The 13,991-nt window shown below is 68.8% G+C and carries 14 protein-coding genes; 10 read left to right on the top strand and 4 right to left on the bottom strand.

Annotated elements, in window-relative coordinates:
- On the bottom strand, positions 1-864 hold the full coding sequence (locus tag E3O28_RS03500; RefSeq protein WP_134372895.1) for a Ku protein: 864 nt from the start codon (positions 862-864) through the stop codon (positions 1-3).
- Positions 865-932: 68 nt separating this feature from the next.
- On the opposite strand from E3O28_RS03500, the gene E3O28_RS03495 reads away from it, so the two are divergent.
- Positions 933-3,431 carry an ATP-dependent DNA ligase gene (locus E3O28_RS03495; RefSeq protein WP_134415188.1) on the top strand — a complete coding sequence of 833 codons (2,499 nt, stop codon included), beginning with the start codon at positions 933-935 and terminating at the stop codon, positions 3,429-3,431.
- Between the two features lie 13 nt (positions 3,432-3,444).
- Here E3O28_RS03495 and E3O28_RS03490 read toward each other — a convergent pair whose 3' ends face one another.
- Both E3O28_RS03490 and E3O28_RS03485 read right to left on the bottom strand, forming a co-directional pair.
- Entirely contained in the window at positions 3,445-3,891 is a 447-nt protein-coding gene (locus tag E3O28_RS03490; protein ID WP_104099545.1) for an NUDIX hydrolase, read from the bottom strand.
- Positions 3,892-4,049: 158 nt separating this feature from the next.
- Entirely contained in the window at positions 4,050-4,577 is a 528-nt protein-coding gene (locus E3O28_RS03485) for an adenine phosphoribosyltransferase (RefSeq protein ID WP_104099329.1), read from the bottom strand.
- Positions 4,578-4,734: 157 nt separating this feature from the next.
- Between E3O28_RS03485 and idi the strand changes: the two genes are divergently transcribed.
- The 8 genes from idi to E3O28_RS03445 are packed head-to-tail and all read left to right on the top strand — an operon-like array spanning position 4,735 to position 10,824.
- A complete protein-coding gene (gene idi / locus E3O28_RS03480; protein WP_104099328.1) occupies positions 4,735-5,274 on the top strand; it encodes an isopentenyl-diphosphate Delta-isomerase in 540 nt (179 codons plus the stop codon).
- Positions 5,267-6,310, top strand: a complete 1,044-nt coding sequence (locus tag E3O28_RS03475; protein ID WP_104099327.1) for a polyprenyl synthetase family protein — start codon at positions 5,267-5,269, stop codon at positions 6,308-6,310. The genes idi and E3O28_RS03475 overlap by 8 nt, the downstream gene beginning before the upstream one ends.
- The gene (locus E3O28_RS03470; protein WP_104099326.1) at positions 6,307-7,200 is read left to right on the top strand and encodes a squalene/phytoene synthase family protein; all 894 of its coding nucleotides are present in this window, start codon (positions 6,307-6,309) and stop codon (positions 7,198-7,200) included. The genes E3O28_RS03475 and E3O28_RS03470 overlap by 4 nt, the downstream gene beginning before the upstream one ends.
- Positions 7,197-8,801, top strand: coding sequence for a phytoene desaturase family protein (crtI, locus tag E3O28_RS03465; RefSeq protein ID WP_134415187.1), 1,605 nt, complete (start codon positions 7,197-7,199; stop codon positions 8,799-8,801). The genes E3O28_RS03470 and crtI overlap by 4 nt, the downstream gene beginning before the upstream one ends.
- Before the next feature lie 30 nt (positions 8,802-8,831).
- Positions 8,832-9,182, top strand: coding sequence for a lycopene cyclase domain-containing protein (locus E3O28_RS03460; RefSeq protein ID WP_134400873.1), 351 nt, complete (start codon positions 8,832-8,834; stop codon positions 9,180-9,182).
- Complete coding sequence (locus E3O28_RS03455; protein ID WP_104099323.1) at positions 9,179-9,487, top strand: lycopene cyclase domain-containing protein; 309 nt, start codon at positions 9,179-9,181, stop codon at positions 9,485-9,487. Before E3O28_RS03460 ends, E3O28_RS03455 begins: the two co-directional genes overlap by 4 nt.
- Positions 9,480-10,382, top strand: coding sequence for a prenyltransferase (locus tag E3O28_RS03450; RefSeq protein ID WP_134400872.1), 903 nt, complete (start codon positions 9,480-9,482; stop codon positions 10,380-10,382). Before E3O28_RS03455 ends, E3O28_RS03450 begins: the two co-directional genes overlap by 8 nt.
- 40 nt (positions 10,383-10,422) lie before the next feature.
- Positions 10,423-10,824, top strand: coding sequence for an RNA-binding S4 domain-containing protein (locus E3O28_RS03445; protein WP_104099321.1), 402 nt, complete (start codon positions 10,423-10,425; stop codon positions 10,822-10,824).
- A gap of 402 nt (positions 10,825-11,226) precedes the next feature.
- Here E3O28_RS03445 and E3O28_RS03440 read toward each other — a convergent pair whose 3' ends face one another.
- Positions 11,227-12,666, bottom strand: coding sequence for a lipase maturation factor family protein (locus tag E3O28_RS03440; RefSeq protein WP_134343336.1), 1,440 nt, complete (start codon positions 12,664-12,666; stop codon positions 11,227-11,229).
- Positions 12,667-12,812: 146 nt separating this feature from the next.
- Between E3O28_RS03440 and E3O28_RS03435 the strand changes: the two genes are divergently transcribed.
- Entirely contained in the window at positions 12,813-13,925 is a 1,113-nt protein-coding gene (locus E3O28_RS03435) for a LacI family DNA-binding transcriptional regulator (RefSeq protein ID WP_241972990.1), read from the top strand.
- The last annotated feature ends 66 nt before the right edge of the window (positions 13,926-13,991 follow it).

Below are 13,991 nucleotides of genomic sequence, written 5' to 3'. Positions count from 1 at the left end.
TCAGTTTCCCGACACCCGTTTATGCCCCTTGTCGGCGCGTTTCTCGGATTTATCCGACGCGCCCGGCTTCGCCTGGCCGCGGCTGCGCTCCACGCTGCGGCGGAGGGCCTCCATCAGGTCGAGCACCTCTCCCCCGCCTTCCTCGCCTTCCCGGGGTTCGCGGCCGAAGGTGAGCTCGGTGTCGAGGGCTTCGCCCGCGGCGAGCTTCGCCTCGAGCAGTTCGCGGAGCTGGTCCTGGTAGTCGTCCCGGAAATCCTGCGGCGAGAACTCGGCGGCGAAGGAGTCGACCAGTGCGGCCGAAAGCTCGAGCTCCTGGGCGGAGATGCGCACCGACTCCTGGAGCATCGGGAATTCAACGGCCCGCACCTCGTCGCCCCACAGCAGCGACTGCAGCAGCAGCACGTCCCCGCGCACCCGGAGGGCACCGAGTCGGGTCTTCTGCCGCAGCGCGAACCGCACGATCGCGGTGCGGTCGGTGGCGTCGAGCGCACGCCGCAGTAGAACGTAGGCCTTGGGTGAGCCGGAGGGTTCGAGAAAATAGCTGCGCTCGAACATGATCGGGTCGAGCTGGTCGCTCGGCACGAACTCGACGACCTCGATCTCGCGGCTTCTCCCGGCCGGCAGCGTGCGCAGATCCTCGTCGGTGATGACAACCGTCTTGTCGCCGCTGTCCCAGGCCTTGTCGATGTGCGCATAGTCGACGACCCGTCCGCAGCGCTCGCACCGGCGCTGGTAACGGATGCGCCCGCCATCGGCGTCGTGCACCTGGTGCAGGGCGACGTCGTGGTCTTCGGTGGCGCTGTAGACCTTGACGGGCACATTGACCAGCCCGAAGGTGATCGCGCCCTTCCAGATCGATCTCATCACTTCAGTACACACCCGGTGCGCCGAGAGGGCTAGGCACGCTGTGGCCGCGAGAGCATGCTGGAGCTATGAACGAGCGGCCGCCCTCCCCTGACTCCCGCCAGGTCGTCACCGTCGGCGGACACCGGATCACACTCACGCATCTCGACAAGGTGCTCTACTCGGAGTCGGGGACCACGAAGGCCGACGTTCTCGGCTACTACGCGTTCATCGCCGACGTGATGATCCCGCACACCGCGAACCGCCCGGCGACCCGGAAGAGGTGGGTACACGGTGTGGGCACCCGGGACGCACCCGGACACGTGTTCTTCCAGAAGAACCTGGACCAGGCGACGCCGAGCTGGGTGAAACGCCGGCCGATCCAGCATTCGAACCACGTGAGCGAGTACCCGCTGGTCAACGACCTCGCGACGCTGACCTGGCTCGCCCAGATCTCGGCGCTGGAGATCCACGTTCCACAGTGGCAGTTCGGCCGGGGTGGACGCCCGCGCAACCCGGACCGACTGGTGATCGACCTGGACCCCGGCGACGGGGTCACCCTCGACGAGTGCGCGGAGGTCGCCCGTCTGGCCCGGGCCATCCTGCGGGACATGGGCCTGGACCCGCTGCCGGTCACCAGCGGGTCGAAGGGCATCCACCTCTACGCACCGCTGGACCTCACGCACACCTCGGACCAGGTCTCCCAGGTCGCACACGAGGTGGCCCGCGCGCTCGAAGCCGACCATCCGGACCTCATCGTCAGCGATATGAAGAAGGCTCATCGACCGGGGCGGGTGTTCGTGGACTGGAGCCAGAACAGCGCCCACAAGACGACCATCACCCCGTATTCGTTGCGCGGAACGCTGCATCCGATGGTGGCCATGCCGCGCACCTGGCGGGAACTGGCCTCCCCCGGGCTCGCACAGATCGACTACAAGCAGGCGATGCACCGGGTGCAGCGTAGCGGGGACCCGCTGGCCGCGCTGCTCGAGGCACATTCCGGCCGGGGCACCACGGATGCCGGTGGTGCCGGTGACGAGACCGGTAAAGGCGCCGGGGCGGGAGCCGGTGCGCTGGCCGTCTACCTCGGCAAACGAGACGCTTCCCGCACCTCGGAGCCGATGCCGACCGGTGCGCCGGACGCATCCGCGGGTCGGTCATTCGTCATTCAAGAGCACCACGCCCGCAACCTGCACTACGACTTTCGGCTCGAGCACGACGGGGTGCTGACGTCGTGGGTGTTGCCGCGCGGGGTGCCGACCGATCCGGCGAAGAATCGGCTCGCCGTGCGCACCGAGGACCATCCGCTCGAATACGCCACGTTCGAGGGTGATATCCCGGCCGGCGAATACGGGGCCGGCACCATGAGCATCTGGGACCACGGCAGCTACGAGCTGGAGAAGTGGCGGGATGACGAGGTGATCGCCGTGCTGCACGGCGAACCGGGCGGCAGGCTCGGTGGCACGCGGCGCTTTGCCCTGATCCGCACGAAGGGCACGGACGTGGCCGACCGGAACTGGCTGATCCACCTGATGAAGACACGGCCGGCCCGGCGGGCCGGGGACGTGGGCACCGGGGCGGGCGCGACGGCCAAAACGGGCGGCCGGTCCGCACGCCGCACACAATACGGGCCCATGCTTGCCACGCCCGGTTCCATCGCCGACCTGTCCGAAGACGACGAGTGGACCTACGAAATGAAGTGGGACGGCATCCGCGCGCTCGCCTATCTCGGAGCCGCCGGCCTAGGCCCGGACGTGCGCTTGTTCACCCGGAACGGCAGCGACATCACGCACGCGTATCCCGAGCTGGTGCGCGCGTTGCCGGGAGCGGTTTCGGCCGACTTTGCGGTGCTCGACGGGGAGATCGTCGCGATGGACGCGGGCGGGCGGCCGAACTTCGGGCTGCTGCAGACGCGGCTGGGCCTGACCGGTCGCCGACAGATCGAAGCGGCCGAGGCATCCACCCCGGTGCGGTTTCTGGCTTTCGACGTGCTCGAACGTGACGGGGAGCCGCTGCTCGACCTGACGTACACGGCCTGGCGCCGCGTGCTCGAGGAGATTGTCACCGGGTCCGGTGCGGTGCAGGTGCCGCCGGTCTTCACGGGCGACTCCACCCAGGCCGTGGCGACCAGCAGCGAGCTCGGCTTCGAGGGGATCGTCGCCAAGACCCGGGACGGGCGCTACGAGGCCGGTCGGCGGTCCCGATCGTGGATCAAGATCAAGCACCATCGCACCCAGGAGGCGGTGATCGGCGGGTGGCGACCGGGCAACGGGCGCCGAGCCGACACCGTGGGCTCCCTCCTCCTGGGGATTCCGAACGGAGACACGCTGACCTATATCGGCCGGGTCGGCACCGGGTTCCGGGACGCAGACCTCGAGGACCTGCGGGCGCGACTGGATGCCATCGCTGCGGTGGACAACCCCTTCACCGGCATCCCGCCCGCCGGCGCCCGCGATGCGCGGTGGGTGCGCCCGGTGCTGGTGGGCGAGGTGGAATTCTCCGAATGGACCGGCACGGGGCGAGCGCGCCACCCGGTCTGGCGCGGTTGGCGGCCGGACAAGTCACCGGGCGAGGTGGTGCGGGTTTAATGGCGGTGCGGGTTCAGAGGCGGGCGAGTAGGGCCGGCCAGCTGGTGGCGAAGCCCGGATGCAGCGGCAGCGCGTCGACCTCGTGGCGCGGTACCCAGCGCAACGCGATGCTCTCCTGGTCGCTGATCACGGGTTCGAAGCGCTTCGTGGCGCGCACCACGACCGTCGTGTACGACCAGAAACCGAGGTCGAGCACGGAGCTGAACTGCACGGAGACCAGCTCCGGGGGCACGCCGGCCTCTTCGCGGGCCTCCCGCAGAGCCGCTTCGAGCGCACTCTCGTGTTCGTGGCGCGCCCCGCCGGGCAGCCCCCAGGTGTCACCCTGGTGGCTCCAAAGCGCGCGGTGCTGCAGCAGCACCCCCAGCTCCTCGTGGTGCACGAGCAGGCCGGCCGCCCCGAAAAGACCCCAAAACTTGCGGCCGTCGGGCCCGTACACCCACCCGTCACCGTTTGTGCTCATGGCTCAAGCATGCGCCACGGTCCCGTGAATACGCACCGTGTTGAGTTGCATTCGACTCGCGGCGCAGGCTTTGGATGGTGGCGCACGGTAGGACGTGTGCCGGCTTTCAGAGGGTGCGCCACGACGAGCGAGCCGCGCCGGGTGGGTACCTGGGCGGGCTAGAGGGCGACGATGGCGTGCACAGGAGCGTCGCCGAGGCGCGTTCGGCCGACCAGTTCGGTCAGCTCCAGCACGACGCCGACGCCGGTCAGGCGGTAGCCGGCGCGCTCGATGAGCCGGGCGGTCGCGGCGATCGTGCCGCCGGTGGCCAGCACGTCGTCGACGACCAGCACGCGGGAACCCGGCGCGAGCTGGCCGATCTCGAGCTCGAGGCAGGCCGAGCCGTACTCGAGGTCGTACTCCTCGCTCAGCACCGATCCGGGGAGCTTGCCACCTTTGCGCACGACGAGCACGGCGACATCCGCCGCGTAGCCGATCGCCGCGGCCAGCAGGAAGCCGCGGGCCTCAATGCCGGCCACCGCGTCGAATTCACCCTGGAACCGGCCGGCGAGCTCGTCGATCAGCGCTCGAAAAGCGGCGGCGTCGGCGAACACCGGGTTGAGGTCGCGGAAGAGGATGCCCACTTGCGGAAAATCCTGGTACGAGGCGAGAAGGGCGTTGACATGGTCTGCAGCGGGGGTGGGCACCCCACGAGTTTAAGCGTGCGGCCGACGGATGCCGTGCGGGCCTCCCGACGCCCCTCAATGGACGGTTCGGACAGGGCCCCGTGCTAGCCTCGCATTTGGCTAATCAGATTAGGTATTTTTTCCGGTATCTTGACTGAATCACCCGAAGGGATGGCTAATGCGGCCGGTCGAAGTGCTCGAAGAACTCGTGGTCCTGCTGGACGAGTCCGGCCGCGAAATCGGCACGGCCCCGAAGCTCAGTGTGCACGACACAGACACCGCGCTCCACCTCGCTTTCTCCTGCCACGTGCTCAATCCGGCCGGCGAGGTTCTCGTCACCCGACGCGCCCTGTCGAAGAGGACTTGGCCGGGCGTCTGGACCAATTCCTTTTGCGGCCATCCGCTCCCGGGCGAGGAATTTCCCGCTGCCATCGAGCGGCGCGCGCTGTTCGAGCTCGGACTCTCGATTGCGAACCTGACGGTCACCCTGCCTGACTTCCGCTACCGCGCCGTCGACAGCAGCGGCATCGTCGAGAACGAGATCTGCCCCGTCTACCTGGCCCGCGCCACCGGCGAACCCGTACCCAACCCGGACGAGGTCATGGAATTTGCCTGGGTGGAGCCGGCCGCCCTGCAGCGCTCGGTGCGGGACGCCCCGTGGGCGTTCAGCCCCTGGTTGGGGCTGCAGCTCCAGGAATTGACCAGTTTCGATGCATGAAATCCAGGCGCTCGGGGTAGGGACGGAGTTGCAGCGTTTTTTCGCCGCCGCCCGCCTGCGTGCCAGCGACTACGGCGAACACTATGTCGCGCTCTGGGACTCTCTTGAGCAGGCCAGCAGCGGCGGCAAGCGTGTGCGCCCCGCACTGGTGCTGGCTGCGTTCACCGGCCTCGGCGGCACCGACCTCACCCTGGCCACTCCGGTCGCGGTCAGCTTCGAACTGTTGCACACGGCCTTCGTGATCCACGACGACGTGATCGACCACGACCTCGCCCGCCGCGGCGTGGCCAACATCGCCGGGCAGTTTACCGAGCGCGCCCTCGCCCACGGAGCCGGCGACCAGGCCGGGGCGTGGGCCGCGACGGCCGCGATCCTGGCCGGCGACCTGGCGCTGAGCGAGGCCCACCGCGCCCTCGCGATGCTGCCGGTCGAGCTCGAACTGCGCGGCCGCCTGCTCGACCTGCTCGATCGAGCGGTGTTCGTCTCCGCTGCCGGGGAACTGGCGGACGTCACCAACGCCGCGTCGAAGCATCCGCTCACGGTGGCCCAGGTCATCTCCACCCTGGAGCAGAAGACGGCGGTCTACTCGTTCGAGGCTCCCCTGCAGGCCGGCGCCATCCTGGCCGGCGGCTCGGCCGAGGCGATCGACGTGCTCGGCGCCTACGGCCGCCTGATCGGCGTGGCCTTCCAGCTGACCGACGACGTTCTCGGGGTCTTCGGCAACCCGGAGAAGACCGGCAAAAGCGTGCTCACCGACCTGCGGGAAGGCAAGCAGACGACCCTGATCGCCCACGCGGGCACCACCCGCGGCTGGCCAGAAATCGCCCCCTTCATCGGCAAGGCCGACCTCACCGAGGCGGAAGCGGACACCGTGCGCGGCCTGCTTCGTGACTGCGGTGCCCTGCAGGCAACGGATGAGCTGGCCACCGACCACTGCACTCGCGCCGTGGCCGCGCTCGACACGGCCGCCGTACCGGCGCCCCTGCGCGCGCTGCTCACCACCCTGGCAGGCACCGCCGTGAATCGCAGCCGATGAAACGTGACAGCCCCGACGACCACACCGGCATCGCGAAGTACAACGCCGCGGCCCGGGCCAGCTCCGCCACGGTCATCGGCCACTATTCCACCTCGTTCGGCCTCGCGGCCCGTCTCCTCGAGCCGCGCGTGCGCAGCCAGGTGCGCACCATCTACGCCCTGGTCCGGGTCGCCGATGAGATCGTGGACGGCGCCGCAAGCCAGGCCGGCGTGAACGTGGACGGCCAGCGCGACCTGCTGGACGCGCTCGAACGGGAGACCAGCCAGGCGATGGGGTCGGGCTTCAGCACCAATCTGGTCGTGCACGCCTTCGCGGCGACCGCCCGGGAAGCCGGAATCGACACCAGCCTGACCACACCCTTCTTCGCCTCGATGCGCCGGGACCTCGACCCGTCGCCGTTCGACGCGGCCGGAGTGGCCGAGTACATCTACGGTTCGGCCGAGGTGATCGGGCTGATGTGTCTGCGCTGCTTCGTGCAGGACACGCGGTGCACGACCGATGAGCTCCAGGTTCTCGAGGCCGGTGCCCGGAGCCTCGGCGCGGCCTTCCAGAAGGTCAACTTCCTGCGCGACCTCGCCGCCGACCGGGACGCCCTTGGCCGCAACTACTTTCCCGGTGTGAACCTGCTGACCATGACCGAAACACAGAAGAACGAACTCCTCGACGACATGGACGCCGACCTCGACGCGGCGGCCCGCGTGTTGCCCATGCTCCCGGTGGGGAGCCGCCGCGCGGTCACCGCTGCACACCACCTCTTCGCCCGCTTGTCGGCGAAGCTGCGAGTCACCCCCGCGCGAGAACTGATGAGCGCCCGGGTACGGGTGCCGGATCCGGAGAAAATCATGATTGCACTCACCGCGTCGTTCGGACCGGGAGCGTGGAAGCGATGAGCGCACCGACCAGGCACACCGTTGTCATCGGCGGCGGCATCGCCGGACTGGCCAGCGCCGCGCTGCTGGCCCGGGACGGCCACCAGGTCACCCTGCTCGAGGCGCAGGCCACCCTCGGCGGCCGGGCCGGCTTCTGGGACGTCGACGGCTTCCGGTTCGAGACCGGGCCGTCCTGGTACCTGATGCCGCAGGTGTTCGACCACTTCTACCGGCTGTTCGGCACATCCTCCGCGGAACAGCTCGACCTGACCCGCCTCGACCCGGGCTACCGGGTCTTCTTCGAGGGCACGACGGAGCCGGTGGACATCGCGGCCGAGCGGGCCGACAACATCCGTCTGTTCGAAAGCCTCGAACCCGGTGCGGGCGCGGCCCTCGACCGCTACCTCGTCTCGGCCAAAGAGACATATGACATGGCAGTCAAACGGTTCCTATATACAAGCTTCGCCTCCTTCACACCCCTGCTGGTTCCGGATGTCCTGAAGCGGCTCGGTCGGTTGGCCCGACTGCTGCTGCAGCCGCTGGACAAGTTCGTGGCCGGCTATGTGAAGGACCACCGTTTGCGCCAGATCCTCGGCTACCCAGCCGTGTTTCTCGGCTCCTCGCCCGACCAGACCCCGTCGATGTACCACCTGATGAGCCACCTCGACATGGCCGACGGCGTGCTCTACCCGCAGGGTGGGTTCACTCGGCTGATCGACAGCATCGCCGACATCGCGAAAGCTCAGGGCGTGACCGTGATCACCGAGGCGACTGTGACGGCGATCCACACCACCCCGGGCGCCGCAACCGCCGTCGCCGGGGTCAGCTATCGCACGGGCGACGGCACCAGTGTCACCCTCGACGCCGACACGGTCGTCTCGGCCGCCGACCTGCACCACACGGAGACCGAGCTGCTGCCGGCATCCGCGCAGACCTACCCCGAGCGCTGGTGGCAGAAACGCGTCTCCGGTCCGGGCGCCGTGCTCGTGATGCTCGGCATCAAGGGAGACCTGCCCGAGCTGAAACATCACAGCCTGTTCTTCACCAGGGACTGGGCCGAGAACTTCGGCCGTATCTTCGGCAAGAAGACCAGCGTGCCCTCGCCGGCCTCCTTCTACGCCTGTATGCCCAGTGCCACCGACCCGGGAGTCGCCCCTGAGGGCTACACGAACATGTTCCTGCTGGTGCCGATCCCCGCCGACCCGGGCCTCGGCCACGGCGGGATCAACGGCCAAGGCTCGGCCGCGATCGAGAAGATCGCGGATGACACCGTCAAACAGCTCAGCGACTGGGCCGGCATTCCCGACCTGGCGGAGCGGATCGTGGTGCGCCGCACGGTGGGACCCGGCGACTTCGCCGACGACCTCAACTCCTGGCGCGGTGGGGCCCTCGGCCCGGCGCACACCCTGCGGCAGAGCGCATTCCTGCGCGGCTCCAACGCCTCCGCGAAGGTCGACGGTCTGTTCTACGCCGGCGGAACCACCATCCCGGGCATCGGACTTCCAATGTGCTTGATCAGCGCTGAAATTCTCCTCAAGCGGATCAACTCGGACACGAGCACGGGACCGCTTCCGGAACCGCTGCCGGACTCCCTGCGGGCGCCGCTGCCGGAAGCCCAGTGACTTCGGCAGCACAGTGAATCCGGTAGTGCTGTGACGTTCGCGTATCTGCTGACCCTGCTTCTCAGCCTGGGGGCAATGGTGCTGCTCGACCGTCGCTTCCGGCTGTTCTTCTGGCGGAACCCGGTGCGAGCTGCCATCGTGCTCGGCGTCGGGTTGGTGTACTTCCTCGTCTGGGACCTCTTCGGAATCGGCCTGGGCATCTTCTACCGGGGCGAGACGACCCTGATGACCGGTCTGCAGCTGGCCCCGGAGCTGCCCGTGGAGGAGTTCTTCTTCCTCACCTTTCTCTGCTACCTCACCATGAACGCCGTGCAGGGGGCGCGCCTGCTGCTCGCCTCCCGGGCCGAACGGGCCGGCGTCGACGAGGGGAGCGACGGGTGACCTACCTGCTCCTGAACACCGTCTTCCTTCTGCTCGCCACGGCTGTGTTCCTCACGGCCGTGCGCCGCGGCCGGCTCTCCCGGCACAGCATCCGTGCCGCCGGGATCGCCATGGCCGCCGTGCTCGTGCTCACGGCCGTTTTCGACAGCATTATGATCGGGGTCGGACTGGTCGACTACGATCCCAGCCGCATCTTTGGATTGCGGATCGGCCTGGCCCCGATCGAAGACTTCGCCTATCCCGTTGCGGCAGCGCTCCTGCTGCCCGCGCTCTGGGCTCTGCTGGAAAGAAAACCGAATGACTGAGACTCGCACCCCACCGCTCTGGAAGACCCGGCAGGTGCTGCTCTCGTCACGGCCGCTGAGCTGGATCAACACGGCGTTCCCGTTTGCCGCCGCGTATGTGGTGACGACCGGCCGGGTGGACGCCTTGCTGCTGGTGGGCACCCTCTTCTTCCTCATTCCGTACAACCTGCTGATGTACGGAATCAACGACGTCTTCGACTACGAGTCCGACCTGCGCAACCCGCGCAAGGGCGGCGTCGAGGGAGCCATGCTGGACCCGGTCCTTCACCGCACGGTGCTCGTCTCCGGAATCGTGACGGCTGTGCCCATGCTGGTGGCGATGCTCGTCCTGGCCGGCGCGGAGCATCCGTGGTCATGGTTCATTCTGGCCGTGAGCCTGTTCGCGGTGGCCGCGTACTCCGTTCCGGGACTGCGGTTCAAGGAGCGCCCGATGGTGGACTCGATCACCTCGAGCACCCACTTCGTCAGCCCCGCCGTCTACGGTCTCGTGGTGGCCGGCGCCGTCGTGACGCCCGGCCTGGTTGCCCTGCTCGCCGCGTTCTTCCTCTGGGGCATGGCCAGCCACGCGTTCGGCGCCGTGCAGGACGTCGTGCCCGACCGGGAAGGCGGCATCGCCTCGATCGCGACCGCGCTCGGCGCCGCGCGGACCGTGCGCCTCGCGATCGCATTCTGGGCCCTGGCCGGACTGCTCATGCTTGTGACCGGCTGGCCCGGGCTGCTGGCCTCGGTGCTCGCGGTGCCCTACATTCTGGCGGCCTGGCCGTTCCGGTCGGTGTCGGACGAGCGGTCCGAGACCGCGAACGCCGGCTGGACGCGTTTTCTCTGGCTCAACTTCCTGACCGGATTCCTGGTGACCATGCTGCTGATCGCCTGGGGGAAGCTCGGGCCTTTCTAGGGTGCGGGCCGTTCGGGCCTGCGCGCCGTAGAGTCGAGGGATGGAGCCTCTGACCACCGCCCGTGTCGACAGCTGGACCTGGGCCGTGCGGATGTTCAAGACCCGTTCCCAGGCCACGGCCGCCTGCCGAGCCGGTCACGTCAAGGTGAACGGCGAGCGGGCCAAGTCCGCGCAGACCGTGCGGATCGGCGACGAGGTGCGGGTGCGCATCAGCGGTTTCGACCGCATCCTGGTCGTGTCGAAGATCATGGTCAAACGGGTCAGCGCGCCAGTCGCGGCGGAGTGCTTCGTCGACCAGACTCCCCCGCCGCCCCCGCGCGAGGAGGTGGCGCTCCTCCCGATGCGGGACCGCGGCGCCGGCCGTCCCACCAAGCGCGAACGCCGCGAGATCGACAAGCTTCGGGCGCCCGAGGTGCTGCCGCCTGGCCCCGACGACGAGTAGCGGCGTCCCGGCTCAGTCGTGGGTCAGGCCCGGCCGAGCTCGCGTGTCGCCGGATGTGCCAGATCACCGCCCGTGCAGCCGGGCGGTGCGGTTCGGACATTCACCCCTCGTTCTGGCTCTCCGCCGAAACGACGGTGGAATCGCAGCCAGACGGGCGCGACCAGGGTGGCGGCCTACCTGCCGTTCATGCCGCGCACGGCCGGGCCCGGCGGGGTGGAGGCCGAGCAGAGGTAGAGCCAAGGAACCGGCGTCTTCCAAGATGCCGTCGACGATGCTCAGCTTCTCCGTCCGCTGGGCGCCGGCGGGCCGGCTTTCCCGCTCGGTGACGTGCACGCTCAGCCCGGTCCGGGCCAGGACGAGCGCCGCCTCCGGCCCGTGGGCCCGGCTCCAACCACGTCGACGTCAGGCACGGGACCTCCAGGCCAGGGTGATGGGGGCCACGAGCAGGCCGACCTCCGAGCGCACCCACCACTCTCGGGTCTCTCGGCGTTCGTCCGGAGTGGAGTAGCGGTAGCGGTAGACCCGGGCGCGCACGTAGCGGGGCGGGGCCTGCGGGAACGGGTTGACCCGCACCATCCGCAGCGTGGGTCGGTCGCCCTCGAGGAGGCGGGCCAGGAACATCTCGAACCAGCGGGTGCCCGGGTCGCCGAGCGCCAGGAACCACATCAGCCAGTCCAGGCGCAGGTGGTACGGCGCGAACTGGCGGGGCCGGTGCTCGGGGTCGCCGGGCTTGCCGCGGAATTCGTAGGCGCGCCAGCCCGTCTCGTCGGTCGGGTCGGCGGCGTCGCTGCCCTCGACGACCACCTCGTGGCGCTGCCGGGTGACCGTGCCGAACGCACCGTAGGCGTTCACCAGGTGGTACCGGTTGAAGCTCGCATTCATCAGTTGCCGGCGGGCGACCAGGTTGCGAAGCGGCCAGTAGCTGAGCACCAGGAGCAGGGAGGTGACCAGGCTGACCACGATCACGAACCAGAGCGGGCCATCCGGTGCGGCCTCCCCGGCCGGCAGCCACGGCAGCACCGCGCGCAGCGTGGCGTCGTCGACGGCAGAGAAGGCCAGCACGATGGTGATCCAGTTCAGCCAGGCGAAGTTGCCGGTGAGCACCAGCCAGAACTGGCTGAGGATCACGATCAGGGCCGCGACGGATGCGACGGGCTGGGGCGCAAAGAGGAAGAACGGCACGACCAGCTGCGCGAAGTGGTTGCCAATCACCTCCCCGCGGTGGAACCACGGGGGCAGATGGTGTGCGAACCAACTGAGCGGGTTCGGCATCGGCTGCGTTTCATGGTGGTAGTAGAGGGCGGTCAGGTCTCGCCACTCCCGGCCGCCGCGGATCTTAATCAGGCCGGCGCCGAATTCCAGCCGGAAGAGCAGCCAGCGGCAGAACAGGATCACGAAGAGCGGAGGGGCCACCTGCTCGGAGCCGAGGAAGGCCACCACGAAACCGGCCTCCAGCAGCAGACTCTCCCAGCCGAACGAGTAGAAGGATTGGCCGACGTTGACGATCGACAGGTAGCCCACGAAGAGCAGGAGGAAAGCGACCATCGGCAGCCAGGGCGACCCGAGCTGCGGCAGGCCGGCCACGAGCGTGCCCGCCACGGCGGCGCCGGACCAGGCGAGGGAACGCAGCATCCGGTCGGAGTAATGCCAGTGGAAAATACTCGGCGACGCGCTGAACCTCACGCGGGCCACAAAACGGGCCACCGGGAGCAGGCCATGGTCGCCGAGCAGCGCGGGGAATTGGTTGACGGCCGAAACGAAGGCGATCAGGTAGCAGGCAGCCACCCCGCGCTGCAGCACCTGCCGCGCGATCTCGTATTCTCCGGCCCCGAACCAGTCCATTTGCGCACAATCTAGGCCTTCCCCGGCCTGGGTTCAATCGGACCGGCTGTAATCGAAGCCGCCCCCTTGACGGGGGAAACTGAACCGGTATAGCCTGTCTAAACCGGTTCAGGTTGGGTCGGCTGTCAATGAGGAGGCCCAGAAACGTGCCTGCGAACATTCCTGCCACCACCACCGTGAAGCCCACCGCTCAGTCCACCGCTCAGTCCACCACGAAGTCCGCCGCGAAGTCGGTCGCGAACCCCCCAAAGGTCACCATCGAGGTGGTCGCCAAGCGGGCCGGCGTCAGCAAGGGCCTCGTCTCCTTCGCCCTCAACAACCGGCCCGGAGTCGCCCCCGAGACCCGGGTGCGCATCCTTCAGGTCGCCAAGGAGCTGGGCTGGAAGCCGTCCCTCCGCGCCCGGTCGCTCTCCACGCAGCGGTCCTACGCGCTCGGCCTCGTGATCGCCCGCAACCCGGACGTGCTTGCCTCCGACCCGTTCTTTCCCTCCTTCATCGCGGGCGTCGAGAGCATCCTTGCCCCGGAAGGTCGCGCCCTCGTGCTCAGCGTCGTTCCCGACGAGGAGACCGAGTTGAAGACCTACCGCTCACTCGTGGCCGACGGGCGCGTCGACGGGGTCTTCCTCAGCGACCTCCGCCACGGCGACCCGCGCATCCCGCTCCTCGCCGAGCTGGGTCTGCCGGCGGTCACGCTCGGACGCCCCGACGGGCCCAGCCCCTTCCCCGCGGTGACCGTGGACGACACACCGGGTGTGATGGCATCCGTCGCTCACCTCGCCACCCTCGGCCACCGCCGCATCGCGCACGTCGCGGGCAGCTCGACGCTGCTGCACGGCAGCCGCCGGCGCGCGGCCTTCGCCGCCGCCCTGCGCGAGGCGGGCCTGCCGGAGGGGCAGACCGTCGAGACCGATTTCTCCGTGGGCGCCGGGTCAGATGCCACTCGGCGCCTCCTGATCCAGGACACGCCCCCGACTGCGATCGTCTACGCCAACGACCCGATGGCCATCGCCGGTCTCGGCATGGCGCACGAGCTGGGCGTGCGGGTCCCCGACGACCTCTCGATCACGGGCTACGACGACATCGACTTCTGCCGTTACGTGTACCCGCCCCTGACCACCGTCAGCGCAGCACCGATGGCGTGGGGGCGCGCGGCGGCGAGCACGCTTTTGGCCCTGATGGAGAACGGCTCGGCGGACGACGTGGACCTCCCGGCGGCCCGGCTCGTGGTGCGCGGGTCGACCGCCCCGCCCCACGGCTGACCCACAGCGCTGACACATGTTTACCGCAGCAAGGCTGCTGCGGGTTTTGAGAAATGGAGCACCACA

The organism is Cryobacterium sp. TMT2-14, assembly GCF_004402465.1.
Classification (GTDB): Bacteria; Actinomycetota; Actinomycetes; order Actinomycetales; family Microbacteriaceae; genus Cryobacterium; species Cryobacterium sandaracinum.
Note: the sequence above shows the minus strand (reverse complement) of the source record. Positions and strands in the feature narration are given on the sequence as shown.

Bases quoted from the DNA above. Each gene is read 5' to 3' on its own strand.
- E3O28_RS03470 (WP_104099326.1), top strand. From the start codon at position 6,307: ATGAAACGTGACAGCCCCGACGACCACACCGGCATCGCGAAGTACAAC.
- E3O28_RS03445 (WP_104099321.1), top strand. From the start codon at position 10,423: ATGGAGCCTCTGACCACCGCCCGTGTCGACAGCTGGACCTGGGCCGTG.
- idi (WP_104099328.1), top strand. From the start codon at position 4,735: ATGCGGCCGGTCGAAGTGCTCGAAGAACTCGTGGTCCTGCTGGACGAG.
- E3O28_RS03500 (WP_134372895.1), bottom strand. From the start codon at position 864: ATGAGATCGATCTGGAAGGGCGCGATCACCTTCGGGCTGGTCAATGTG.
- E3O28_RS03490 (WP_104099545.1), bottom strand. From the start codon at position 3,891: ATGAGCACAAACGGTGACGGGTGGGTGTACGGGCCCGACGGCCGCAAG.
- E3O28_RS03475 (WP_104099327.1), top strand. From the start codon at position 5,267: ATGCATGAAATCCAGGCGCTCGGGGTAGGGACGGAGTTGCAGCGTTTT.
- crtI (WP_134415187.1), top strand. From the start codon at position 7,197: ATGAGCGCACCGACCAGGCACACCGTTGTCATCGGCGGCGGCATCGCC.
- E3O28_RS03440 (WP_134343336.1), bottom strand. From the start codon at position 12,666: ATGGACTGGTTCGGGGCCGGAGAATACGAGATCGCGCGGCAGGTGCTG.
- E3O28_RS03495 (WP_134415188.1), top strand. From the start codon at position 933: ATGAACGAGCGGCCGCCCTCCCCTGACTCCCGCCAGGTCGTCACCGTC.
- E3O28_RS03450 (WP_134400872.1), top strand. From the start codon at position 9,480: ATGACTGAGACTCGCACCCCACCGCTCTGGAAGACCCGGCAGGTGCTG.